Origin of the sequence: Prauserella marina (genome assembly GCF_002240355.1) — a bacterium.
GTDB classification, from domain to species: Bacteria; Actinomycetota; Actinomycetes; order Mycobacteriales; family Pseudonocardiaceae; genus Prauserella_A; species Prauserella_A marina.
On record NZ_CP016353.1, the window covers coordinates 1,592,514 to 1,608,742 of the forward strand.

Annotated in this window: 15 protein-coding genes and 1 pseudogene; 9 read left to right on the forward strand and 7 right to left on the reverse strand. The window is 69.1% G+C overall.

Annotated features, from left to right (window positions below):
• The first annotated feature begins 2 nt into the window (after nucleotides 1–2).
• Nucleotides 3–992: a DUF8017 domain-containing protein gene (locus tag BAY61_RS07290; RefSeq protein ID WP_091800170.1), complete on the forward strand. Its 990-nt coding sequence runs from the start codon at nucleotides 3–5 to the stop codon at nucleotides 990–992.
• A gap of 11 nt (nucleotides 993–1,003) precedes the next feature.
• Here BAY61_RS07290 and BAY61_RS07295 read toward each other — a convergent pair whose 3' ends face one another.
• The gene (locus BAY61_RS07295; protein ID WP_245865888.1) at nucleotides 1,004–1,723 is read right to left on the reverse strand and encodes an HAD family hydrolase; all 720 of its coding nucleotides are present in this window, start codon (nucleotides 1,721–1,723) and stop codon (nucleotides 1,004–1,006) included.
• 122 nt (nucleotides 1,724–1,845) lie between these two features.
• Between BAY61_RS07295 and BAY61_RS07300 the strand changes: the two are divergent.
• Nucleotides 1,846–2,907, forward strand: a pseudogene (locus BAY61_RS07300) (ABC transporter permease); the annotation flags it as partial.
• Here the strand turns inward: BAY61_RS07300 and BAY61_RS07305 are convergent.
• Complete coding sequence (locus tag BAY61_RS07305) at nucleotides 2,851–3,261, reverse strand: YjbQ family protein (protein ID WP_091800173.1); 411 nt, start codon at nucleotides 3,259–3,261, stop codon at nucleotides 2,851–2,853. The pseudogene BAY61_RS07300 and the gene BAY61_RS07305 sit on opposite strands and share 57 nt — an antisense overlap.
• Nucleotides 3,262–3,445: 184 nt before the next feature.
• Between BAY61_RS07305 and BAY61_RS07310 the strand changes: the two genes are divergently transcribed.
• From BAY61_RS07310 to BAY61_RS07320, 3 genes are read left to right on the forward strand one after another with little or no spacing between them, the layout of a single operon-like run.
• Nucleotides 3,446–4,552, forward strand: a complete 1,107-nt coding sequence (locus BAY61_RS07310; protein WP_091800176.1) for a Re/Si-specific NAD(P)(+) transhydrogenase subunit alpha — start codon at nucleotides 3,446–3,448, stop codon at nucleotides 4,550–4,552.
• Nucleotides 4,552–4,860 (forward strand): NAD(P) transhydrogenase subunit alpha part 2, encoded by a 309-nt coding sequence (locus BAY61_RS07315; protein WP_091800875.1) that lies wholly within the window; start codon nucleotides 4,552–4,554, stop codon nucleotides 4,858–4,860. Before BAY61_RS07310 ends, BAY61_RS07315 begins: the two co-directional genes overlap by 1 nt.
• On the forward strand, nucleotides 4,857–6,245 hold the full coding sequence (locus BAY61_RS07320) for an NAD(P)(+) transhydrogenase (Re/Si-specific) subunit beta (protein WP_091800179.1): 1,389 nt from the start codon (nucleotides 4,857–4,859) through the stop codon (nucleotides 6,243–6,245). The genes BAY61_RS07315 and BAY61_RS07320 overlap by 4 nt, the downstream gene beginning before the upstream one ends.
• 10 nt (nucleotides 6,246–6,255) lie before the next feature.
• On the opposite strand, the gene BAY61_RS07325 is transcribed toward BAY61_RS07320, so the two are convergent.
• Entirely contained in the window at nucleotides 6,256–7,050 is a 795-nt protein-coding gene (locus BAY61_RS07325; RefSeq protein WP_091800182.1) for a histone-like nucleoid-structuring protein Lsr2, read from the reverse strand.
• Between the two features lie 110 nt (nucleotides 7,051–7,160).
• On the opposite strand from BAY61_RS07325, the gene BAY61_RS07330 reads away from it, so the two are divergent.
• Complete coding sequence (locus tag BAY61_RS07330; RefSeq protein WP_091800184.1) at nucleotides 7,161–8,552, forward strand: dihydrolipoyl dehydrogenase family protein; 1,392 nt, start codon at nucleotides 7,161–7,163, stop codon at nucleotides 8,550–8,552.
• A gap of 1 nt (nucleotide 8,553) precedes the next feature.
• Here the strand turns inward: BAY61_RS07330 and BAY61_RS07335 are convergent, their stop codons facing one another.
• Complete coding sequence (locus BAY61_RS07335; RefSeq protein ID WP_091800878.1) at nucleotides 8,554–10,005, reverse strand: hypothetical protein; 1,452 nt, start codon at nucleotides 10,003–10,005, stop codon at nucleotides 8,554–8,556.
• A 169-nt stretch (nucleotides 10,006–10,174) separates the two neighbouring features.
• Between BAY61_RS07335 and BAY61_RS07340 the strand changes: the two genes are divergently transcribed.
• The 3 genes from BAY61_RS07340 (at nucleotide 10,175) to BAY61_RS07350 (ending at nucleotide 13,209) form a co-directional block, all read left to right on the forward strand.
• The gene (locus BAY61_RS07340; protein ID WP_091800185.1) at nucleotides 10,175–11,665 is read left to right on the forward strand and encodes a S8 family peptidase; all 1,491 of its coding nucleotides are present in this window, start codon (nucleotides 10,175–10,177) and stop codon (nucleotides 11,663–11,665) included.
• A gap of 220 nt (nucleotides 11,666–11,885) precedes the next feature.
• Nucleotides 11,886–12,377 carry a DUF3145 domain-containing protein gene (locus BAY61_RS07345; RefSeq protein WP_091800187.1) on the forward strand — a complete coding sequence of 164 codons (492 nt, stop codon included), beginning with the start codon at nucleotides 11,886–11,888 and terminating at the stop codon, nucleotides 12,375–12,377.
• A gap of 238 nt (nucleotides 12,378–12,615) precedes the next feature.
• Nucleotides 12,616–13,209, forward strand: coding sequence for a hypothetical protein (locus BAY61_RS07350; RefSeq protein WP_245865893.1), 594 nt, complete (start codon nucleotides 12,616–12,618; stop codon nucleotides 13,207–13,209).
• Nucleotides 13,210–13,216: 7 nt separating this feature from the next.
• Here BAY61_RS07350 and BAY61_RS07355 read toward each other — a convergent pair whose 3' ends face one another.
• From BAY61_RS07355 to BAY61_RS07365, 3 genes are read right to left on the reverse strand one after another with little or no spacing between them, the layout of a single operon-like run.
• The gene (locus BAY61_RS07355; protein ID WP_091800191.1) at nucleotides 13,217–14,638 is read right to left on the reverse strand and encodes an acyl-CoA carboxylase subunit beta; all 1,422 of its coding nucleotides are present in this window, start codon (nucleotides 14,636–14,638) and stop codon (nucleotides 13,217–13,219) included.
• A 16-nt stretch (nucleotides 14,639–14,654) separates the two neighbouring features.
• Nucleotides 14,655–15,902 carry a beta-ketoacyl-[acyl-carrier-protein] synthase family protein gene (locus BAY61_RS07360; RefSeq protein WP_091800192.1) on the reverse strand — a complete coding sequence of 416 codons (1,248 nt, stop codon included), beginning with the start codon at nucleotides 15,900–15,902 and terminating at the stop codon, nucleotides 14,655–14,657.
• A gap of 33 nt (nucleotides 15,903–15,935) precedes the next feature.
• Nucleotides 15,936–16,181: an acyl carrier protein gene (locus tag BAY61_RS07365; RefSeq protein WP_091800194.1), complete on the reverse strand. Its 246-nt coding sequence runs from the start codon at nucleotides 16,179–16,181 to the stop codon at nucleotides 15,936–15,938.
• Nucleotides 16,182–16,229: the final 48 nt, after the last annotated feature.

Here is a 16,229-nt window from a genome sequence, read left to right on the forward strand (position 1 = left end):
CGGTGAGCTGGTTCCGAGGGAAGAAGGACCCGGGCAACGGTTACGGCTACGAGGACAGGGCCGCGCTCAAGGGCGTCGGCGGCTACGAACCCGCCGATCCGGCCGACGCGACACCGCGGTCCGTCACGTCGGCGCCGAGGTCGACCGGTACTTCCTCGCCGGACGCGGGAGGACTGCCGCCCGCCCCTCCGCCCCGCCCCGGACTCCAGCCGTCGCTCTCCGGTGCCCGGCGGGGCAGGAAAAGCGGCACCGCCGGTGCGATCACCGCGGGCGTGGTCGCCGTCGTCGCCGTGTTCGGCGGTGTCGTCATGTCGGTGGGCGCGAAGGACTCCTCCGAAAAGGCCCAGTCCGAAAGCGAGCGATCCAGCGAGGCGCCGTATTCGCCTCCGCCCGTGATCGAGGTGCCTGCCGCCGTACCCGGCTGGCAGCCCGTCGTCGGCCGTGACGGCAGCTACGCCTACGACGTCCCTCCGGAGTGGACACCCGAGCCCGGGGTGACGCACGGCTGGGAGAGCGGCCCCGGAATCTCGTTGTCCACCAGTGCTTTCCTCGACCCGGGCTACTGCGGGGGCGACGACCCGAGCCGGAGGGCGGGTAGCGGGCTGACGATCGTGGAGGACACGTCCGTTCGCGCGGCGGCGGAGGAAACGGTGCGGGTCGTCGCGATGTCGGGTTTCCGGACCGATGCCGGGGAGCTGCCCGCCGTTGCTCCTGACCCGTCGGTACCGGTCGAGTTGTCCTTCGACGGCCAGGCGGTGGAGGCGATGGTGGCGGTGGCCACCGTGTGGGTCGCCGAGCACGCCGAACCCTGCCTCGCGTCGAGTGTTCTCGTCGGCGCCGTCGCGGTGCCGACCCAGGGCGGGGACTCGATTGTCCTGGTCGCCTACGCCGACGAGGACAAATCGGACGCCGACGAGCTGACCAGGGTGCTGACGAGCCTGCGTACCGTCGCCGAGGAGGACAGGACGACGGTGCCCGGGCCGACGGCCTGACCCGGCGCGGGTCAGACCTCGGCGTTCAGAATCGCCTTGAGCACGGCTTGGGTGTCGGAGAGGTTTTCGAACACGAGATGGGCGCCGGACTCGCGAAGTTCGCCAGCGCTGTTGCGGCCGGTCGCGACCCCGACGGCCAGCGCGCCGTGGTCGAGGGCAGCCGCCACGTCGTGCGGGGTGTCGCCGATGATCACGACCGATTCGGGAGCGAACGGGGCGCCGTGTTTGCCGCTTGCTTGCTCGACGGCGTGGGAGACCAGGTCGGCCCTGTGCGCCGAGATCGTGCCGTAGCCGCCGATGTCGAAGTCGATGTGCGTGCCGAGCGCGAACGCGTCGAGCTTGTGCCGGGCGACCTCGGGCAGGTTGCCGGTGACGAGTGACTGGACGACGCCGTTCTTACCAGCGAAGGCGTCGAGCGCCGCCGCCGCTCCGGGCAGCGCGTGCCCGTGCTCGGTGAGCGTCGGGAACGATTTCGCGGACTGGGTGACGAGCTCGGCCCATACCTTGTTGATCAGTTCCTCCGTCGGCTCGACGCCGTGTGCGGTGAGCAGTTCGACGGTGATGGCCCGCTCCGTCCTGCCAGGGAAGGACGGCAACTCGGTCAGTGCGATACCCGCGACGGCGGTCAGCGCCTCGGCGTACCAGGTGCCGCCGAGCCCCCGCAGGTCGACGAGGGTCAGATCGATGTCCCACAGCAGCAGCTTCGGTGTCGTGTCCAACTGATCGCTCACGCGGGCCACGGTACCCGTCGCGAGAGAACGCGGATTTATTCAACGCGCGTTGACGTGATGGCGTCCTCGGGTCTAGCGTGGACCCATAATTCAACGGTTGGGGAAATTTGGAGGGCAGCAACATGACGGGTCCGACTCGGCGGAAGGCGGGGCCTCTCGTCGTGCTGGCAGCGCTCGTCGGAACGGTGGCCGCGGTCGTGCTCGGCTTCCTCACCTTCGGCGCGCAGACGACGGCGCAGCCGAAGGAGGTCCCCGTCGCGGTGTCCGCGCCGGAGGGGACGCCGCTTCGGCAGGCCGCCGAACGGGTCGCCGGGCAAGGGGGCGAGGCGCTGCGATGGCAGGTCACGACGCCCGAACAGGGGCGGCAGCTTCTGGAGGACAAGGACGTATACGGCGTCCTCGAACTCACGGCGGGACAGGCGGGGCCCTCGGCGAAGGTCGTGGTGTCCGGTGCGGTCAACCCGACCGGAACCCAGGTCGCGCAGCAGGCGCTGACCGGTGCGGGACAGGCGTTGACCGCGGCGCTCGCCCAGGCCAATCCCGGTGCTGTCGCGGCGCCGGTCCAGGTGGAGACCATTCACGAGACGGGGACGGCCGGCCGGGTCGCTCCACTCGGCGTCAGCGCGCTGGCCTGGGTCGGCGGGCTCGCGGCGGGCGCGGTCCTCGTACTGCTCGCCGCCCGTTCCGGAACGGTCCCCGGACCGCTCGCCAGGCTGGGGCACGTCGCGCTGACGAGCGTGCTGGTGACGGCGGTGCTCACCGGCCTGCTCGCGTTGTGGGATTCCTCGCTCGACCTTGGCTGGTCGACGATCGGCTTCCTGTGGCTCAGTTCGGCGGCGTTCGCCGCGGTGCAGGGTGGTTTGCTCCGGTTGCTCGGGATCAGGGCGATGGCGATTCTCGGCCCGCTCTACCTGCTGGCACCGTCGGTCGCCAGCCAGGTCCCCGAGATGCTGAACCCCGTCTACCAGAACCTGTTGTGGTCGTGGACGCCGTTCCGGTTCTCGACGGAGGGGCTGCGCAGCCTGCTGGTCGGCGCGCCGGAAGCCCCCGATGTGAGCGCGGGCGTGTGGGTACTCGGCGCGATGCTCGTCGTGGGACTGATCGTGGTCGCGTGGCCGAGGCGGCGTTCAGCCGGCCAGGAAGCTGAACCGCAGTCGCCGGACGGTGTTGTCGATGTTGGTGTCGACGAGGCAGACCGACTGCCAGGTGCCGAGGGCAAGCACGCCGCCGAGCACGGGAACGCTGGCATACGGCGGTAGGAAAGCGGGCAGCACGTGGTCCCGCCCGTGGCCACGGCTGCCGTGCTGATGCCGCCAGCGGTCGTCCCTCGGCAGCAACTGGTCGATCGCCGCGAGCAGATCGTCGTCGCTGCCCGCTCCGGTCTCCAGTATCGCGAGACCGGCGGTGGCGTGAGGAACCCAGACGTGCAGGAGTCCTTCGTCGGCTCCCGCTTCGCCGAGGAAGCGTTCCGCGTCCTTCGTGAGGTCGAGCACGACGGCGTCACCGCCGGTGCGCACCTCGATCTCGGTCGAGTACATACGCGCAACCGTAGTCGCGTCGGAGATCGGCGCGACAGAAGCGGTAGGCGCAGTGCATACAGTATGCAATACTGTTCGGCGATGACGGCGCCGACGCGGAAGGCGACCTTCGTCACGTGATCTGGATAACGTTGTCATCCAGTATGGTCTCCACCGCCGCACCGCAGGCCGAGGAGGACGCGAAGTGCCCGACCCCGAATCGCCGCTGACAGTCGGCGTGGTCAAGGAAACCAAACCGGGTGAGCGCAGAGTCGCGCTCGTGCCCACACTCGTCGGCCGCCTCGCCAGGCGCGGGCTGCGGGTGGTGATCGAGTCCGGAGCGGGCGAGGGAGCGCGACTCGCCGACGAGGTGTTCGAGGAAGCGGGAGCGGAGATCGGAGACGCGTGGGCCGCCGACATCGTGCTCACCGTGTCCCCGCCCTCCGTTGCCGACATCGGCAAGCTCGGTGAATCGGCCGTACTCGCCGGGTTCCTCGCCCCGCTGACCAACACCGAGGAACTGGCCGCCATGAAAAAGGCGGGGATCAGGGCTTTCGCCGTCGAGTCGATTCCCAGGATCTCCCGCGCACAGGCCATGGACGCCCTTTCCTCACAGGCAGGCGTCGCCGGATACCGCGCCGTGCTGCTGGCGGCGCAGCGCCTCCCGAAGTTCTTCCCCATGCTCACCACGGCGGCGGGCACGGTGCCGCCCGCGAAGGTGCTCGTGCTGGGAGCCGGAGTCGCCGGGTTGCAGGCGCTGGCGACGGCGAAACGGCTCGGCGCGCAGGCCACCGGTTACGACGTGCGGCCAGAAGTCGCCGAACAGGTTCGCTCCGTCGGCGCGAGCTGGCTCGATCTCGGCATCGAGGCGGTGGGGGAGGGCGGCTACGCCCGCGAACTGACCGAGGCCGAACGCGAGGAGCAGCAGCGGCGGCTGACCGAGGCCACCACCGGATTCGACGTCGTCATCACCACCGCGCTCGTTCCGGGGCGTACCGCGCCGACCCTCGTCACGGCCGAGGCCGTCAGGGGAATGCGGGCGGGCAGCGTCATCGTCGACATGGCGGGAGAGACGGGAGGCAACTGCGAACTGACCGAACCCGGCAAGGAGATCGTCGCGCACGACGTCACGATCTGCTCACCGCTCAACCTTCCGGCCGAAATGCCGGTGCACGCGAGCGAACTGTACGGCCGGAACCTCACCGAATTGCTGGAGTTGCTGGTGAACGCCGAAGGCGAACTCGTGCTCGATTTCTCCGATCCGATCGTGTCCGGCGCGTGTGTCGCCGGCGCCGACGAGGAGGTGCGGTGATGCTCGTCGAAAGTCTCGCGGTGCTCGTGCTCGCCGGTTTCGTGGGTTTCGCGGTGATCTCCAAGGTGCCCAACACCCTGCACACGCCGCTGATGTCGGGCACCAACGCCATTCACGGCATCGTGCTGCTCGGCGGGCTGATCGTGCTCGGGCACGGTGCCGACGGCGTGCTGAACAAGATCCTGCTGGTGATCGCGATCGCGTTCGGCACGATCAACGTCGTCGGCGGTTTCCTGGTGACCGACCGGATGCTGGGCATGTTCAAGGAGAAGCCCAAGCAGGACGCGGCCAAGGAGGACGGCAAGTGACGACCCTCATCGCCGTCCTCTACATCATCTCCTTCTCCCTCTTCATCTACGGCCTGATGGGGCTGACCGGGCCACGCACGGCGGTGCGCGGCAACTGGATCGCCGCGACCGGGATGGGCCTCGCCGTCGTCGCCACCTTGCTGCAACCCGGCATGGGCAACTGGTGGTTGATCGCGCTGGGCGTCGTGCTCGGTACCGTCATCGGCGTTCCGGCGGCCCGCAAGGTCAAGATGACCGCGATGCCACAGATGGTGGCGTTGTTCAACGGCGTGGGCGGCGGCGCGGTCGCGCTCATCGCGTGGGTCGAATTCCGTACGACCGAAGGTTTTCAGCACGAACCGTTGTACGTCGCGATCGCCTCGCTGTTCGCGGCGATCATCGGCTCGGTGTCGTTCTGGGGTTCCAACGTCGCGTTCGGGAAACTCCAGGAACTGCTCCCCGGCAAGCCGATCACCATCGGCAAGCTCCAGCAGCCGCTGAACGCCGTGGTGCTACTCGCCGCGGTGGTCTGCGCGATCGTGATCGCGGCCGGAGGATCGTCGGAGTGGCTGATCATCGGCGTTCTCGTGGCCGCCGCGCTGATCGGTGTCATGGTGGTGCTTCCGATCGGCGGCGCCGACATGCCCGTTGTGATCTCGTTGCTCAATGCGCTCACCGGGCTTTCGGCGGCGGCGATGGGCCTCGCGCTGGACAACACGGCGCTCATCGTCGCGGGCATGATCGTCGGTGCGTCCGGTTCGATCCTGACCAACCTGATGGCCAAGGCGATGAACCGGTCGATTCCGGCGATCGTCGCGGGAGGATTCGGTGGCGGTTCGGCCGCGGCGGTGGCGAGCGGCGGTGGCGAGGACCGTCCCGTTCGCAGCACGAGCGCGGGCGATGCCGCCATCCAGATGGCCTACGCGAGCAGGGTGATGGTGGTTCCCGGCTACGGCATGGCCGTCGCGCAGGCGCAGCACGCGGTGCGGGAGATGGCGGACCTGCTTGAGAGCAAGGGAATCGAGGTGCTCTACGCCATCCATCCCGTCGCGGGCCGGATGCCGGGCCACATGAACGTGCTGCTGGCCGAGGCCGACGTCGCCTACGAATCGCTCAAGGAGATGGACGAAAGCAACTCGCAGTTCCCGCAAACCGATGTCGCGCTGGTGATCGGAGCCAACGACGTCACCAACCCCGCCGCGCAGTCCGATCCGAACTCGCCGATTTACGGCATGCCGATCCTGCACGTCAACGCCAGCCGTTCGGTGATCGTGCTGAAACGCTCGATGAGTTCGGGCTTCGCCGGTATCGACAACGCCCTGTTCTACGACCCGAAGACCGCGATGCTGTTCGGGGACGCCAAGTCTTCGGTCGCCGGGATCGTGGAGGAGCTGAAAGCGCTGTAGCGGCAGGGGCTCAGTTGTTGCCCTTGGCCGAGGAGAAGGTCACCTGCGGAACGTTGGCCTTGCTCGCCGGTTTGCGCTGGGATTGCTGAGCCTGCGGTGCCGACGAGGTCTGCGATGCCTGCGGTGCGGCCTTCTTCACGGGCTTGGTTGTGGCGGCCTTCGCGGGCTTGGCCGCGGGCTTGGCGTTCTTGCTCGGCTTCGTGGTACCAGCCGTCTTGCTCTTGCCCGCGACGGTGGCGCGCGTGGTCGGCTTGGCCGTCCGCGACGTGGTGCGGGAAGCCGCCTTCTTGGCCGCGTCCTTCGTGGCCGCCGACGCCGTCTTCGTGGATTTCGCCGAGGCGGGCGTCTTGGCGGTCGCGGCGGATTTGGTGGACCTGGTGGTCTTCGCGGTCTTGGGGGCGCTCTTCGCCGCTGCCGGTTTGGCCTTCTTCGCCGACGCCGCCGGTTTCCCCGCCGCTGTCTTGGCGGCTGCCGCTTTCTTCGCGGGCGCCTTGCCCGTTGTCTTCGTTGCCGCCGCGCCCGTCTTCTTCGCCTTTGTGGCGGTGCCGCTCGCCGAGGAGGCGCGGCCCGCGATCTTCCGGGTACCACGGCGCTTGCGCTTGCCGATGATGCGCGGCGGACGCTTGCGCCCTCCGGTGCGGCGACCGCCCGCGACGTACCGGTCGAGAAGGTCGCGCAGAGTGTCCGCGTTGTCGCCGGAGAGGTCGATGTCGTACTCGACGCCATCGAGAGCGAACCGCACCGTTTCCTCGGCGGGCTCGCCGTTGATGTCGTCGAGCAACTCGACCGCAGTACTCCTGGCCATGAATGACCTCCCCGTTCTTGCAAGTGTTCGCGGCAAGGATAGCGCCCGAGCCGTTTTCCTTGCGGGGCGCCCAGGTTGCGCGCGAAGCTTGAGTGGTGTGCGCTCAGAAGATGGCGGAGCAGACTTTCGATGTTGTGGTCATCGGTGCGGGCCCGGTGGGGGAGAACGCGGCCTCGCGGGCGGTCGAAGGCGGGTTGACGGCCGCGCTCGTGGAGCACGAGCGATTCGGCGGTGAGTGTTCCTACTGGGCCTGTATCCCGAGCAAAGCCCTGCTGCGGCCGGGAAATCTGCTCGCGGCCGTTCGCAGGATGCCCGGGATCGAGGCGGCGGAGCGGCTCGACCCGCTGGCGGTGTTCGCTCGTCGTGACGCGTTCACGTCGAACGGGGACGACACCGGTCAGGTCGACTGGGCGAAGAGCGCGAAAATCGAACCGGTTCGCGGGCACGCGAGGATCACGGGTGAGCGCGAGGTCACACTGGACGATGGCACGGTACTGCTCGCCCGGCGCGCGGTCGTGGTGTGCACGGGAAGCGTGCCGGTGACGCCGCCGATCGACGGGATCGGCGAGATACCCGTGTGGACGTCGCGCGACGCGACGTCGGCGTCGGAGGTGCCCGCGCGGCTCGCCGTCATCGGTGGTGGTGTCGTCGGCGTCGAGATGTCACAGGCGTGGGCGCGGCTGGGGTCGAGTGTGGACCTCATCGCGACGGGGGAGCGGTTGCTGCCCAGGATGCCCGCGTTCGCCGGTGACGCGGTCGCCGAGGGGCTGAGGGCCGACGGGGTACGGGTTCACCTGAGGGCACGGGCCGACCGGGTGTCTACTGTGGATGGGTCGACGCGCGTCGAGCTGGCCGACGGCGGCTATGTGGACGCGGACAAGGTGCTGCTCGCGACGGGAAGGAAACCGGCGACGGCCGACCTCGGCGTCGATGTGGTGGGGCTCACGCCAGGATCGCCGCTGACCGTCGACGACACCGGGCTGGTGTCCGGAGTGGACGGTGAATGGCTTTACGCGGCGGGCGACGTCACCGGGAGGGCGCCGCTGACCCATCAGGGCAAGTACGCCGCCCGTGCCGTCGGTGACGTGATCTCGGCCAAGGCGCGAGGCGAAACGGTCGATGCCGTGCCGTGGAGCCGGTTCACGGCAACCGCCGATCATCACGCCGTCCCGCAGGTGATCTTCACCGATCCCGAGGTGGCTTCCGTCGGGCTGGCCGACGCCGAGAACGACCGGCAGCGGGTGGTCGATCTGGACATCGCGGTCGCCGGTTCGGCGCTGACCGCCGACGGCTACACCGGCAAGGCACGCATCGTCGTCGACACGGAGCGGGAAGTCCTGCTCGGCGTCACCTTCGTCGGCCAGGACGTCGGCGAGATGCTGCACGCCGCGACCATCGCGGTCGTCGGTGAGGTGCCGTTGCGCAGGCTGTGGCACGCGGTGCCCGCCTTCCCCACGATCAGTGAGGTGTGGTTGCGGTTGCTGGAGACCTACGGTCTCTGAGCTACTGCGACAGCGGGATTTCCAGCGCGGCCGTCGCGGCCGCCGTCAACGCCGGATCGCCGGGTTCGGATTCGCCTTCGAGCCAGCCGGCCAGCACGAGCCGTACCGTGCTGCCTCCTGCCGAACCGACGTAGGCGGCCCCGGCGAAATCGGGCGGCCCTGTTTCGCTGTCCGGCCACAGCCCCTTGTCGGTGGCGACGTCGTCGACGGTGCCGCTGCCAGGGGTGTCGGCGAGTTCGAGAAACCGGGCAGCCTGCTCGCTGTCGGCGAAGGAGAGCGCGGCGACCGAAACCGCGACCTCACGTCCCTCGACAGTGGTTTCGAAGCTGCCCCTGCGGAGTCCGGTGCAGGTCTGCTCGGCCAGTGACACCTGGAGGTCGCCTCCGGCGTGTGCGGCGCAGTCGGTACCGGCTTCCGTCGCGTATTCGGTGAAGGAGATGCCGCCGGCGGCGACCGTGGGGGCGACGGGCTGGCGCAGCGCGATCGGGCGTTCCCCTTCGTCGTCACCGCTCGCCGCGATGGTGACGGTGGCCGCGGCGACGGCGACCAGCAGCGCACCGGCTGCCCATGGATGCCAGCGGGCGCTCAGCGTCACGGCGCGCCGTGACCGGCCCGGGAATGGGGGCGGTTGGGGCCGGGGTACCGGAGAGGGCAGTGGGGACACCAGCGGAGCGGGCCGCGCGGGTTGCGTGGTCACCGCGGGCGCCACCGGTACCGCCGGTGCTGTCGTGGCGCTCGGTTCGGTGGAAGGGGGAGGCGAGGGACGGGCCGGGTAGTCGATCGGCACGGTCTCTGCTGGCTCGGCGAGCGGGTGCTCTTCGGTGCCGAAACCCTCGGCTGCCAGCGCTGTGTCGTCGATGTCGCCGGAGTCACCGATGCCTTCGGTGTCGCCGGAGACCGTGGCGGAGGGGGCGAACGCCCTGATCAGGCTCCTTGCCTGGGCGGCGGTCAGCGGTTCTTCGCCCGACGAGAGTGAAACGGCGGCCGTCAGCAGGCTCGTCGCCGTCGGGTACACCACCCTGACCTCGCCGGTCAGGTCGGCCGCCGGTTGTTCGACTGCTTCAACGAAGGGGCCGACCGCGATGATCGTGCCGACGGGGCAGGCCGGTGCCAGTTCCCTGACCCGCTCGCCGAGCGTGTTTGCCATGGCGAGTACGTCGACCGCGGGATGGATGGCCTCGCCCCTGACGAGTGGCCAGCCGTCGGCTTTCCACTGTCCGGCCAGTGGGGCTTCCAGCCGCATGGCCGGGTCGGGAAGGTCGACGCCGCCGATGACGACGACCCCGCGCGGCATGATCATGATCGCGTCGACGGGACCGGAAACGCCGGGTGGTTCGGCTCCGACGAGCGCGATCCCGCCGATGATGTTGGGTCCTCGGCCGAGTGAGGCGAGCGCGGCACGTACGTCGTCGGACACGCGCGCGGCCTGCCCTGGAAACCGCACGAGTCGCACGTCAACCTCCCTGACCACCATGAGTTCCGAGCAACACGCTAGCGCGACGACTGTTCGAATCGATTGCGGACCACAAACCGGACAGTTGGTGATTGACAGTGATTGCCGTCACCTAGTTGAGTGCTACCGGTTAGTAGGTAGCCGGGTGTCATCAACTGTGGAGGCTGAGATGCGCGCAGGCAGGGCGTGGCGATCGGCATTGGTCACCTCGTGCGTCACCGTTCTGGCGATGGCCGTCGTCGTGCCCGCGAGCGCGGCGGAACGAAGAGGACCGCTACAGGTGGCTCCGGTGTCCGCGACGCTGGCCGAGGTGCTTGCCGCTGCCGAGGGCGACACCGGCACTCCGGTCACCGTGATGGTGCACGGCGGCAGCCTCGCTGAGGCTGAGCGGGCGGTGCGGCAATCGGGGATGGCCACGCTCACCACGTTCCGCAAGATCGGTGTCGTCGCCGCGAACGGAACCGCGGAGCAGGTCGCCGCGGTGAGGGCCGCTGACGGCGTGACCTTCGTCGAGAACAACGACGCCATCGAACTGTTCGCGGGAAGCGGCACCGTCGCCACGCGCAGCAGGGAGGCGAGGGAAACCCTCACCGACGCGGTGGGACAACCGCTCGACGGGAGAGGTGTCAGCATCGCGGTGATCGACACCGGCGTCGATCCCGGTCACCCGGCGCTGCGCGACGTCGACGGCAACGGAAGGGTCGTCGCCAACCTCAAGAGCCTGTGCGTGCTCGGCTCGGGAACGGAATGTGTCACCAGGGTGCCGAACGTCGTCGACACCGACACGCTGTCCGTCGGCGGCCACGGCACGCATGTCACGGGGATCGCGGCCGGTGCCGACTATTCGCTCGGTGACGGCGTGAGGGTCGGCGGATCGGCGCCGGGTTCGAAGGTCGTCTCCATCTCGACCGGAGCGGCCTTGCTCGTTCTGGGTTCCGATTCCGCGCTGAACTGGGTGCTGGAAAACCACGCCGCCCCCTGCGGTGAAGGGGTGTCGGCGGAGCAGTGCCCGCCGGTCAAGGTGATCAACAATTCGTACGGGCCGAGCGGGGGAGGCGAGTTCGACCCGAGGTCGGCCACCGTGAAACTCCAGCGAGCGCTCGCCTCCGAAGGCGTCGTCACCGTGTGGGCCAACGGCAATGACGGTGGCGACGGCTCGGCGAACCTCTCCAACCCCGCGGGCCAGGTTCCGACCCCGGGAGTGTTGTCGGTGGCCTCCTACAACGACAACGGCACGGGGACGAGGAATGGCACCGTGTCGGAGTTTTCCTCGCGTGGCTCCGCCGCCGACTCGGGAAGCTGGCCGGACATCTCGGCGCCGGGGGAGAGCATTCGCTCCGCGTGCAGGCCCTACCTGGTGATCTGCTCGACCGGGCTGGCTCCGGTGAACGGGCCCGGTCCGCTCGACGTCGGGACCTACAACGTGATCAGCGGTACCTCCATGGCCGCTCCGCAGGTCGCCGGAGTCGTCGCGCAACTCTTCCAGGCGAACCCGGGCGCCACGCCAGCCCAGATCGAGGACGTCCTCAAGTCGACCGCGTACAAATACGCGGACGGCGCGCCATACGCACCGGCAGGGCCCCACACGTCGAGTTTCGACAAGGGCACCGGCCTGGTCGACACGGTCGCGGCGGCCCGCGCACTCGGCGCAGGACGGTGACTTTCCACCGCCACACCGGGAGCGGGGGAGCTTTACTACCGTTAGCCGACAGTAAAGCTCCCTTGCTCACTTACCGGTGTGATTTCTGGTGCTCATGTGGCCAAATGGGTGAGCGTTGTGCAGAATGGCCTCAGAAGTCGCCACAGGCTGAGTCTGCTGAACGTTCCGGCTTGCGAGGTCGTAGGGGAAGACGCCCCTCGTCAAGTAGCGGAGGTCAGCAGTGAGCACTCGTGGCGTGGTGTACGTCCACTCGTCGCCGTCTGCGGTATGCCCGCACGTCGAGTGGGCGATTTCGGGCACCCTGGGTGGCCGAGTCGAGCTCAGGTGGACGGCGCAGCCCGCCGCACCCGGGCAACTTCGTGCTGAGTGCGACTGGCGCGCTCCTACTGGCACGGGGAGCAAACTGGCCGCCGCCCTCAAGGCGTGGCCCATGGTCCGGTTCGAGGTCACCGAGGAAGCCAGCCCCGGCGTCGACGGACAGCGGTTCTGTCATGCCCCCGGCCTCGGACTCTGGCACGCGCGTACCAGCGCCAACGGCGACATCGTCGTTGGTGAGGACCAGCTCCGCGCGCTCGCCTCGAACAGCAGGGCAGGCGAGCAGTTCGCCCACAAACTGGACGAACTGCTCGGTGCGAGCTGGGACGAGGCGCTGGAGCCGTTCCGGCACGCCGGTGACGGCGCGCCGGTGACCTGGCTGCACCAGGTGGGCTGACGGACTCAGGGTGGCGCGGTGCCGGGCTCGCTTCGGGACTCGCTCACGGAGGCTCGGCACCCGACCGTCCGGAGCCGCCGCGTACTGAACCACCGGCTTCGCGTCGCCCGGATGTGCGTCTCGACGTACCGAACGCGGAACTCGCCGACCCGAGTGGGGATCTCGGCGGCCTGGGCGCGGGGCTCACGTACACCCGGCCGGAACCCGGTCGTCGGGGGTTCTGGTTACTCTGTCCGGCGTGCCCACGACGTCGCCTCGCAGCCACTGGCGCTGGCTGGTGCCCGTGCTCATCGTCGTGGTGTCGTTGACCGTCGGTGGTGGGCTGCTGGCCCGCGAGTTCTACCAGGCGCCGTCCGTCGTGGAGACCAGTGAGCCCGGCGCGGGACCGTCGCCGACGTCGCTCGCCCCCGCCGAACAGCCAGGCTCGGGTGAGGTCGAACTGGCAGCCGACGCGGCGGCCCACCCGCGGGCCGGTGCCGTCAAGGCCCTCCTGCAGGCCCATTTCGACGCGATCAACGCGAGGGATTACGACGCCTGGGCCAGCACCGTCGTCGCGGAGCGGATGCAGGCCCAGCCGCGACAGGAATGGCTCACCAACTACCGCAGCACGCGGGACGGCAGCATCGTGGTGTACCGCATCGAACTCGCGCCCGAACAGCGCCTGAGCGTCCTCGTCGGGTTCACGAGCACCCAGGAACTCGCCGACGCGCCTGCCGACCTTCCCGAGGAATGCGTGCGCTGGCAGCTCACCTTCCCCATGGTCATGGAGGGGTCGCGGTGGAAAATCGACACCGCGCCCTCCGGCTCTCTTCCCGAGAAGTCGGCCTGCTGAGCGGCGCTCACAACGGGATGTTGCCGTGCGCGCCCCTCCCGGAGGGTGCGGCAGCCAGCGTTTCGGCGAGTATCCGCCTGGTGTGCCTCGGCTCGATGATGTCGTCGACGACGCCGATGGACATCGCCCTTCCCACACCGCCCGCGGTGCGTTCCTGGTCGGCGATCAGCTTCTCCCGCAACGCTTCCCGCTCGCCGGGCGCAGCCGCGGCGAGTTTCCTGCGGTGCAGCACGTCGACGGCCGCCGAGGCCCCCATCACCGCGACCTCCGCCTCAGGCCACGCGAACACCGCCGTCGCGCCGAGACAGTGCGCGTTCATCGCGATGTAGGCCCCGCCGAAGGACTTGCGCAGCACTAGCGTCACGCGCGGTACGACAGCCTCCCCGAACGCGTGCAGCAACTTGGCGCCCCTGCGCACGACGCCACCCCATTCCTGGCCCACGCCGGGCAGATAGCCCGGCACGTCGACCAGTACGAGCAACGGCACGCCGAACGAGTCGCAGGTCCTGACGAACCGGGCCGCCTTCTCGGCCGACTGCGAATCGAGGCAGCCGCCCTTGCGCAACGGGTTGTTGGCCAGCACCCCGATCGTGCGCCCGCCGAGCCTGCCCAGCCCGGTCACCATGTTCGGGGCCCACCGTGGCTGGAATTCCTCGAACGAACCCGGATCGAGGATGCGGCTGACGACCGGTTTGATGTCGTAGGCCCTGCGCGCGCGGTCGGGAAGGAGCGAACGCGGATCCGTCGTGTCGCCGACCGTGTGAGGGTCGAAGAAGCCGGGCTTGGCCAGCAGTTCCGTCACCCTCCTCGCCCGCGCGTAGGCGTCGGCTTCCGAATCGGCGACGATGTGCACGACCCCCGACCGCGTGCCGTGCGCGTCAGGGCCGCCAAGGCCCTCCTGGTCGATCTCCTCGCCAGTGACGCTGCGGACGACGTCGGGCCCGGTGACGAACACCCTGCCCGCCGGCGCCATGACGACGACGTCGGTCAGCGCTGGACCGTAGGCGGCGCCGCCCGCGGCGGGGCCGAGTACCACCGAAATCTGCGGAACCTTGCCGGATGCCCTGATCATCGCGGCGAACACCTGGCCGACGGCGTCGAGCGCGGAGACGCCTTCGGTGAGCCGCGCGCCGCCGGAATGCCACAAGCCGATGACGGGACAACGTTCCCTGACCGCCGTCTCGATGGCCGCGACGATGTGCCTGCACCCGGCGACGCTCATCGCGCCGCCCATCCTGGTGGCGTCGGTGCAGTAGACGATGACCTTCGCGCCGGATATCCGGCCCCGTGCGGTGTAGACGCCGCTGGAATCGCCGGGCCGCAACGGTCGCGCGGTGTCCGGGTCGAGCAGTGCGCCGACCCGGACACCGGGCTCGCGTGGATCGAGATCGGGGAGGATGTGCTCTGAGGTGGTGGCCAGTGCCGTCATACCACCACCTTCGTAGCTAGACCGTGGTGAACAACAGAGCCGTGTTGTGGCCGCCGAAGCCGAAGGAATTGCTGATCGCGGCGGTGAGTTCCACCTTGCGGGCCTCACCCGACACCACGTCGAGCTCCACCTTCGGATCCAGGTTCTCCAGGTTCAACGTCATCGGCACGATCCCGTGGTATAGAGCGAGGATCGTCGCGATGCCCTCGACGGCGCCCGCGCCTCCGACGAGGTGGCCGAGCGCGCCCTTGGGGGCGGTCACCACGGCGTGGTCGCCGACGGCCTTGCGGATGGCCGCGGCCTCGCCGACGTCGCCGACCACCGTCGAGGTGGCGTGCGCGTTGACGTGACCGATGTCGGACGAGGCCAGGCCCGCCATCTCGATGGCGTTGGTCATGGCCGCGATCTGGCCGACGCCCTCGGGGTGGTTACCGGTGATGTGGAAGGCGTCCGAGGTGATGCCCCAGCCGCTGATCCTCGCGTAGACCCTCGCGCCGCGGGCGGCGGCGTGGTCGGCGCGCTCCAGGATCACCGTGCCCGCACCTTCACCGAGCACGAACCCGTCGCGTGCGGTGTCGAACGGACGCGAGGCGCGCGCGGGATCGTCGTTGCGGGTCGACACGGTGCGTGCCTGCGCGAAACCGGCGATTGTTATGGGCGCGATGCACGCTTCCGCCCCGCCTGCCACGACGACGTCGGCCCTTCCCGACTGGATCATCTGGAAACCGGTGGCGATGCCTTCGGCTCCGGAGGCACACGCCGATGCGGGCGAGTGCACCCCGGCCCTGGCCCGCATGTCGATGCCCACGTGCGCGGCCGGGCCGTTGGGCATCAGCATGGGAACGGTCAGCGGCGACACCTTGCGGATGCCGTGCTCTTCGAGCAGGTCGTCCTGGGTCAACAGCGTGACGGGGCCGCCGATGCCGGTTCCGATGGACACCCCGAGCCGCTCGGGCGCGACGTCGGTGTGCTCGTCCGTCGGCTCGGCGAAACCCGCGTCAGCCCATGCCTGCCGCGACGCGATCAACGCCACCTGCTCGCACCTGTCGAGCCTGCGGGCCTGAACGCGCGGGATCTTCTCGGTCGGCTCCTCGGCGAGCGCGGCACCGATCTTGACCGGGAGATCGAAGCGTTCGACCCAGTCGGCCTCGATGGTACGGATGCCGCTGCGGCCCGCGAGCAGTCCGTCCCAGGTGGACGCGACGTCTCCGCCGAGCGGCGTGGTCGCGCCGATCCCGGTGATCACGACGTCGATGTTGCTCATTGCATCTCCCCGAGGTGTGCCAACCGATTGCTGTTACTTGGAGTTCGCCGCGACGTAGTCCACGGCGTCGCCGACCGTCTTCAGGTTCGCGAGCTCGTCGTCGGGGATCTTGACCCCGAACTTGTCCTCGGCCTGCACGGCGATCTCCACCATGGACAGTGAGTCGATGTCGAGGTCGTCGACGAACGACTTCTCGCTGCTCACGTCGTCCTGGGCGACACCGGCGACCTCTTCGACGATCTCGGCGAGGCCGGACAGGATCTCTTCTTTGTCAGCCACTGGGCGTTCCTTCCTGGTTTCGCGCTTTGCGACACGACGGACCTTAAC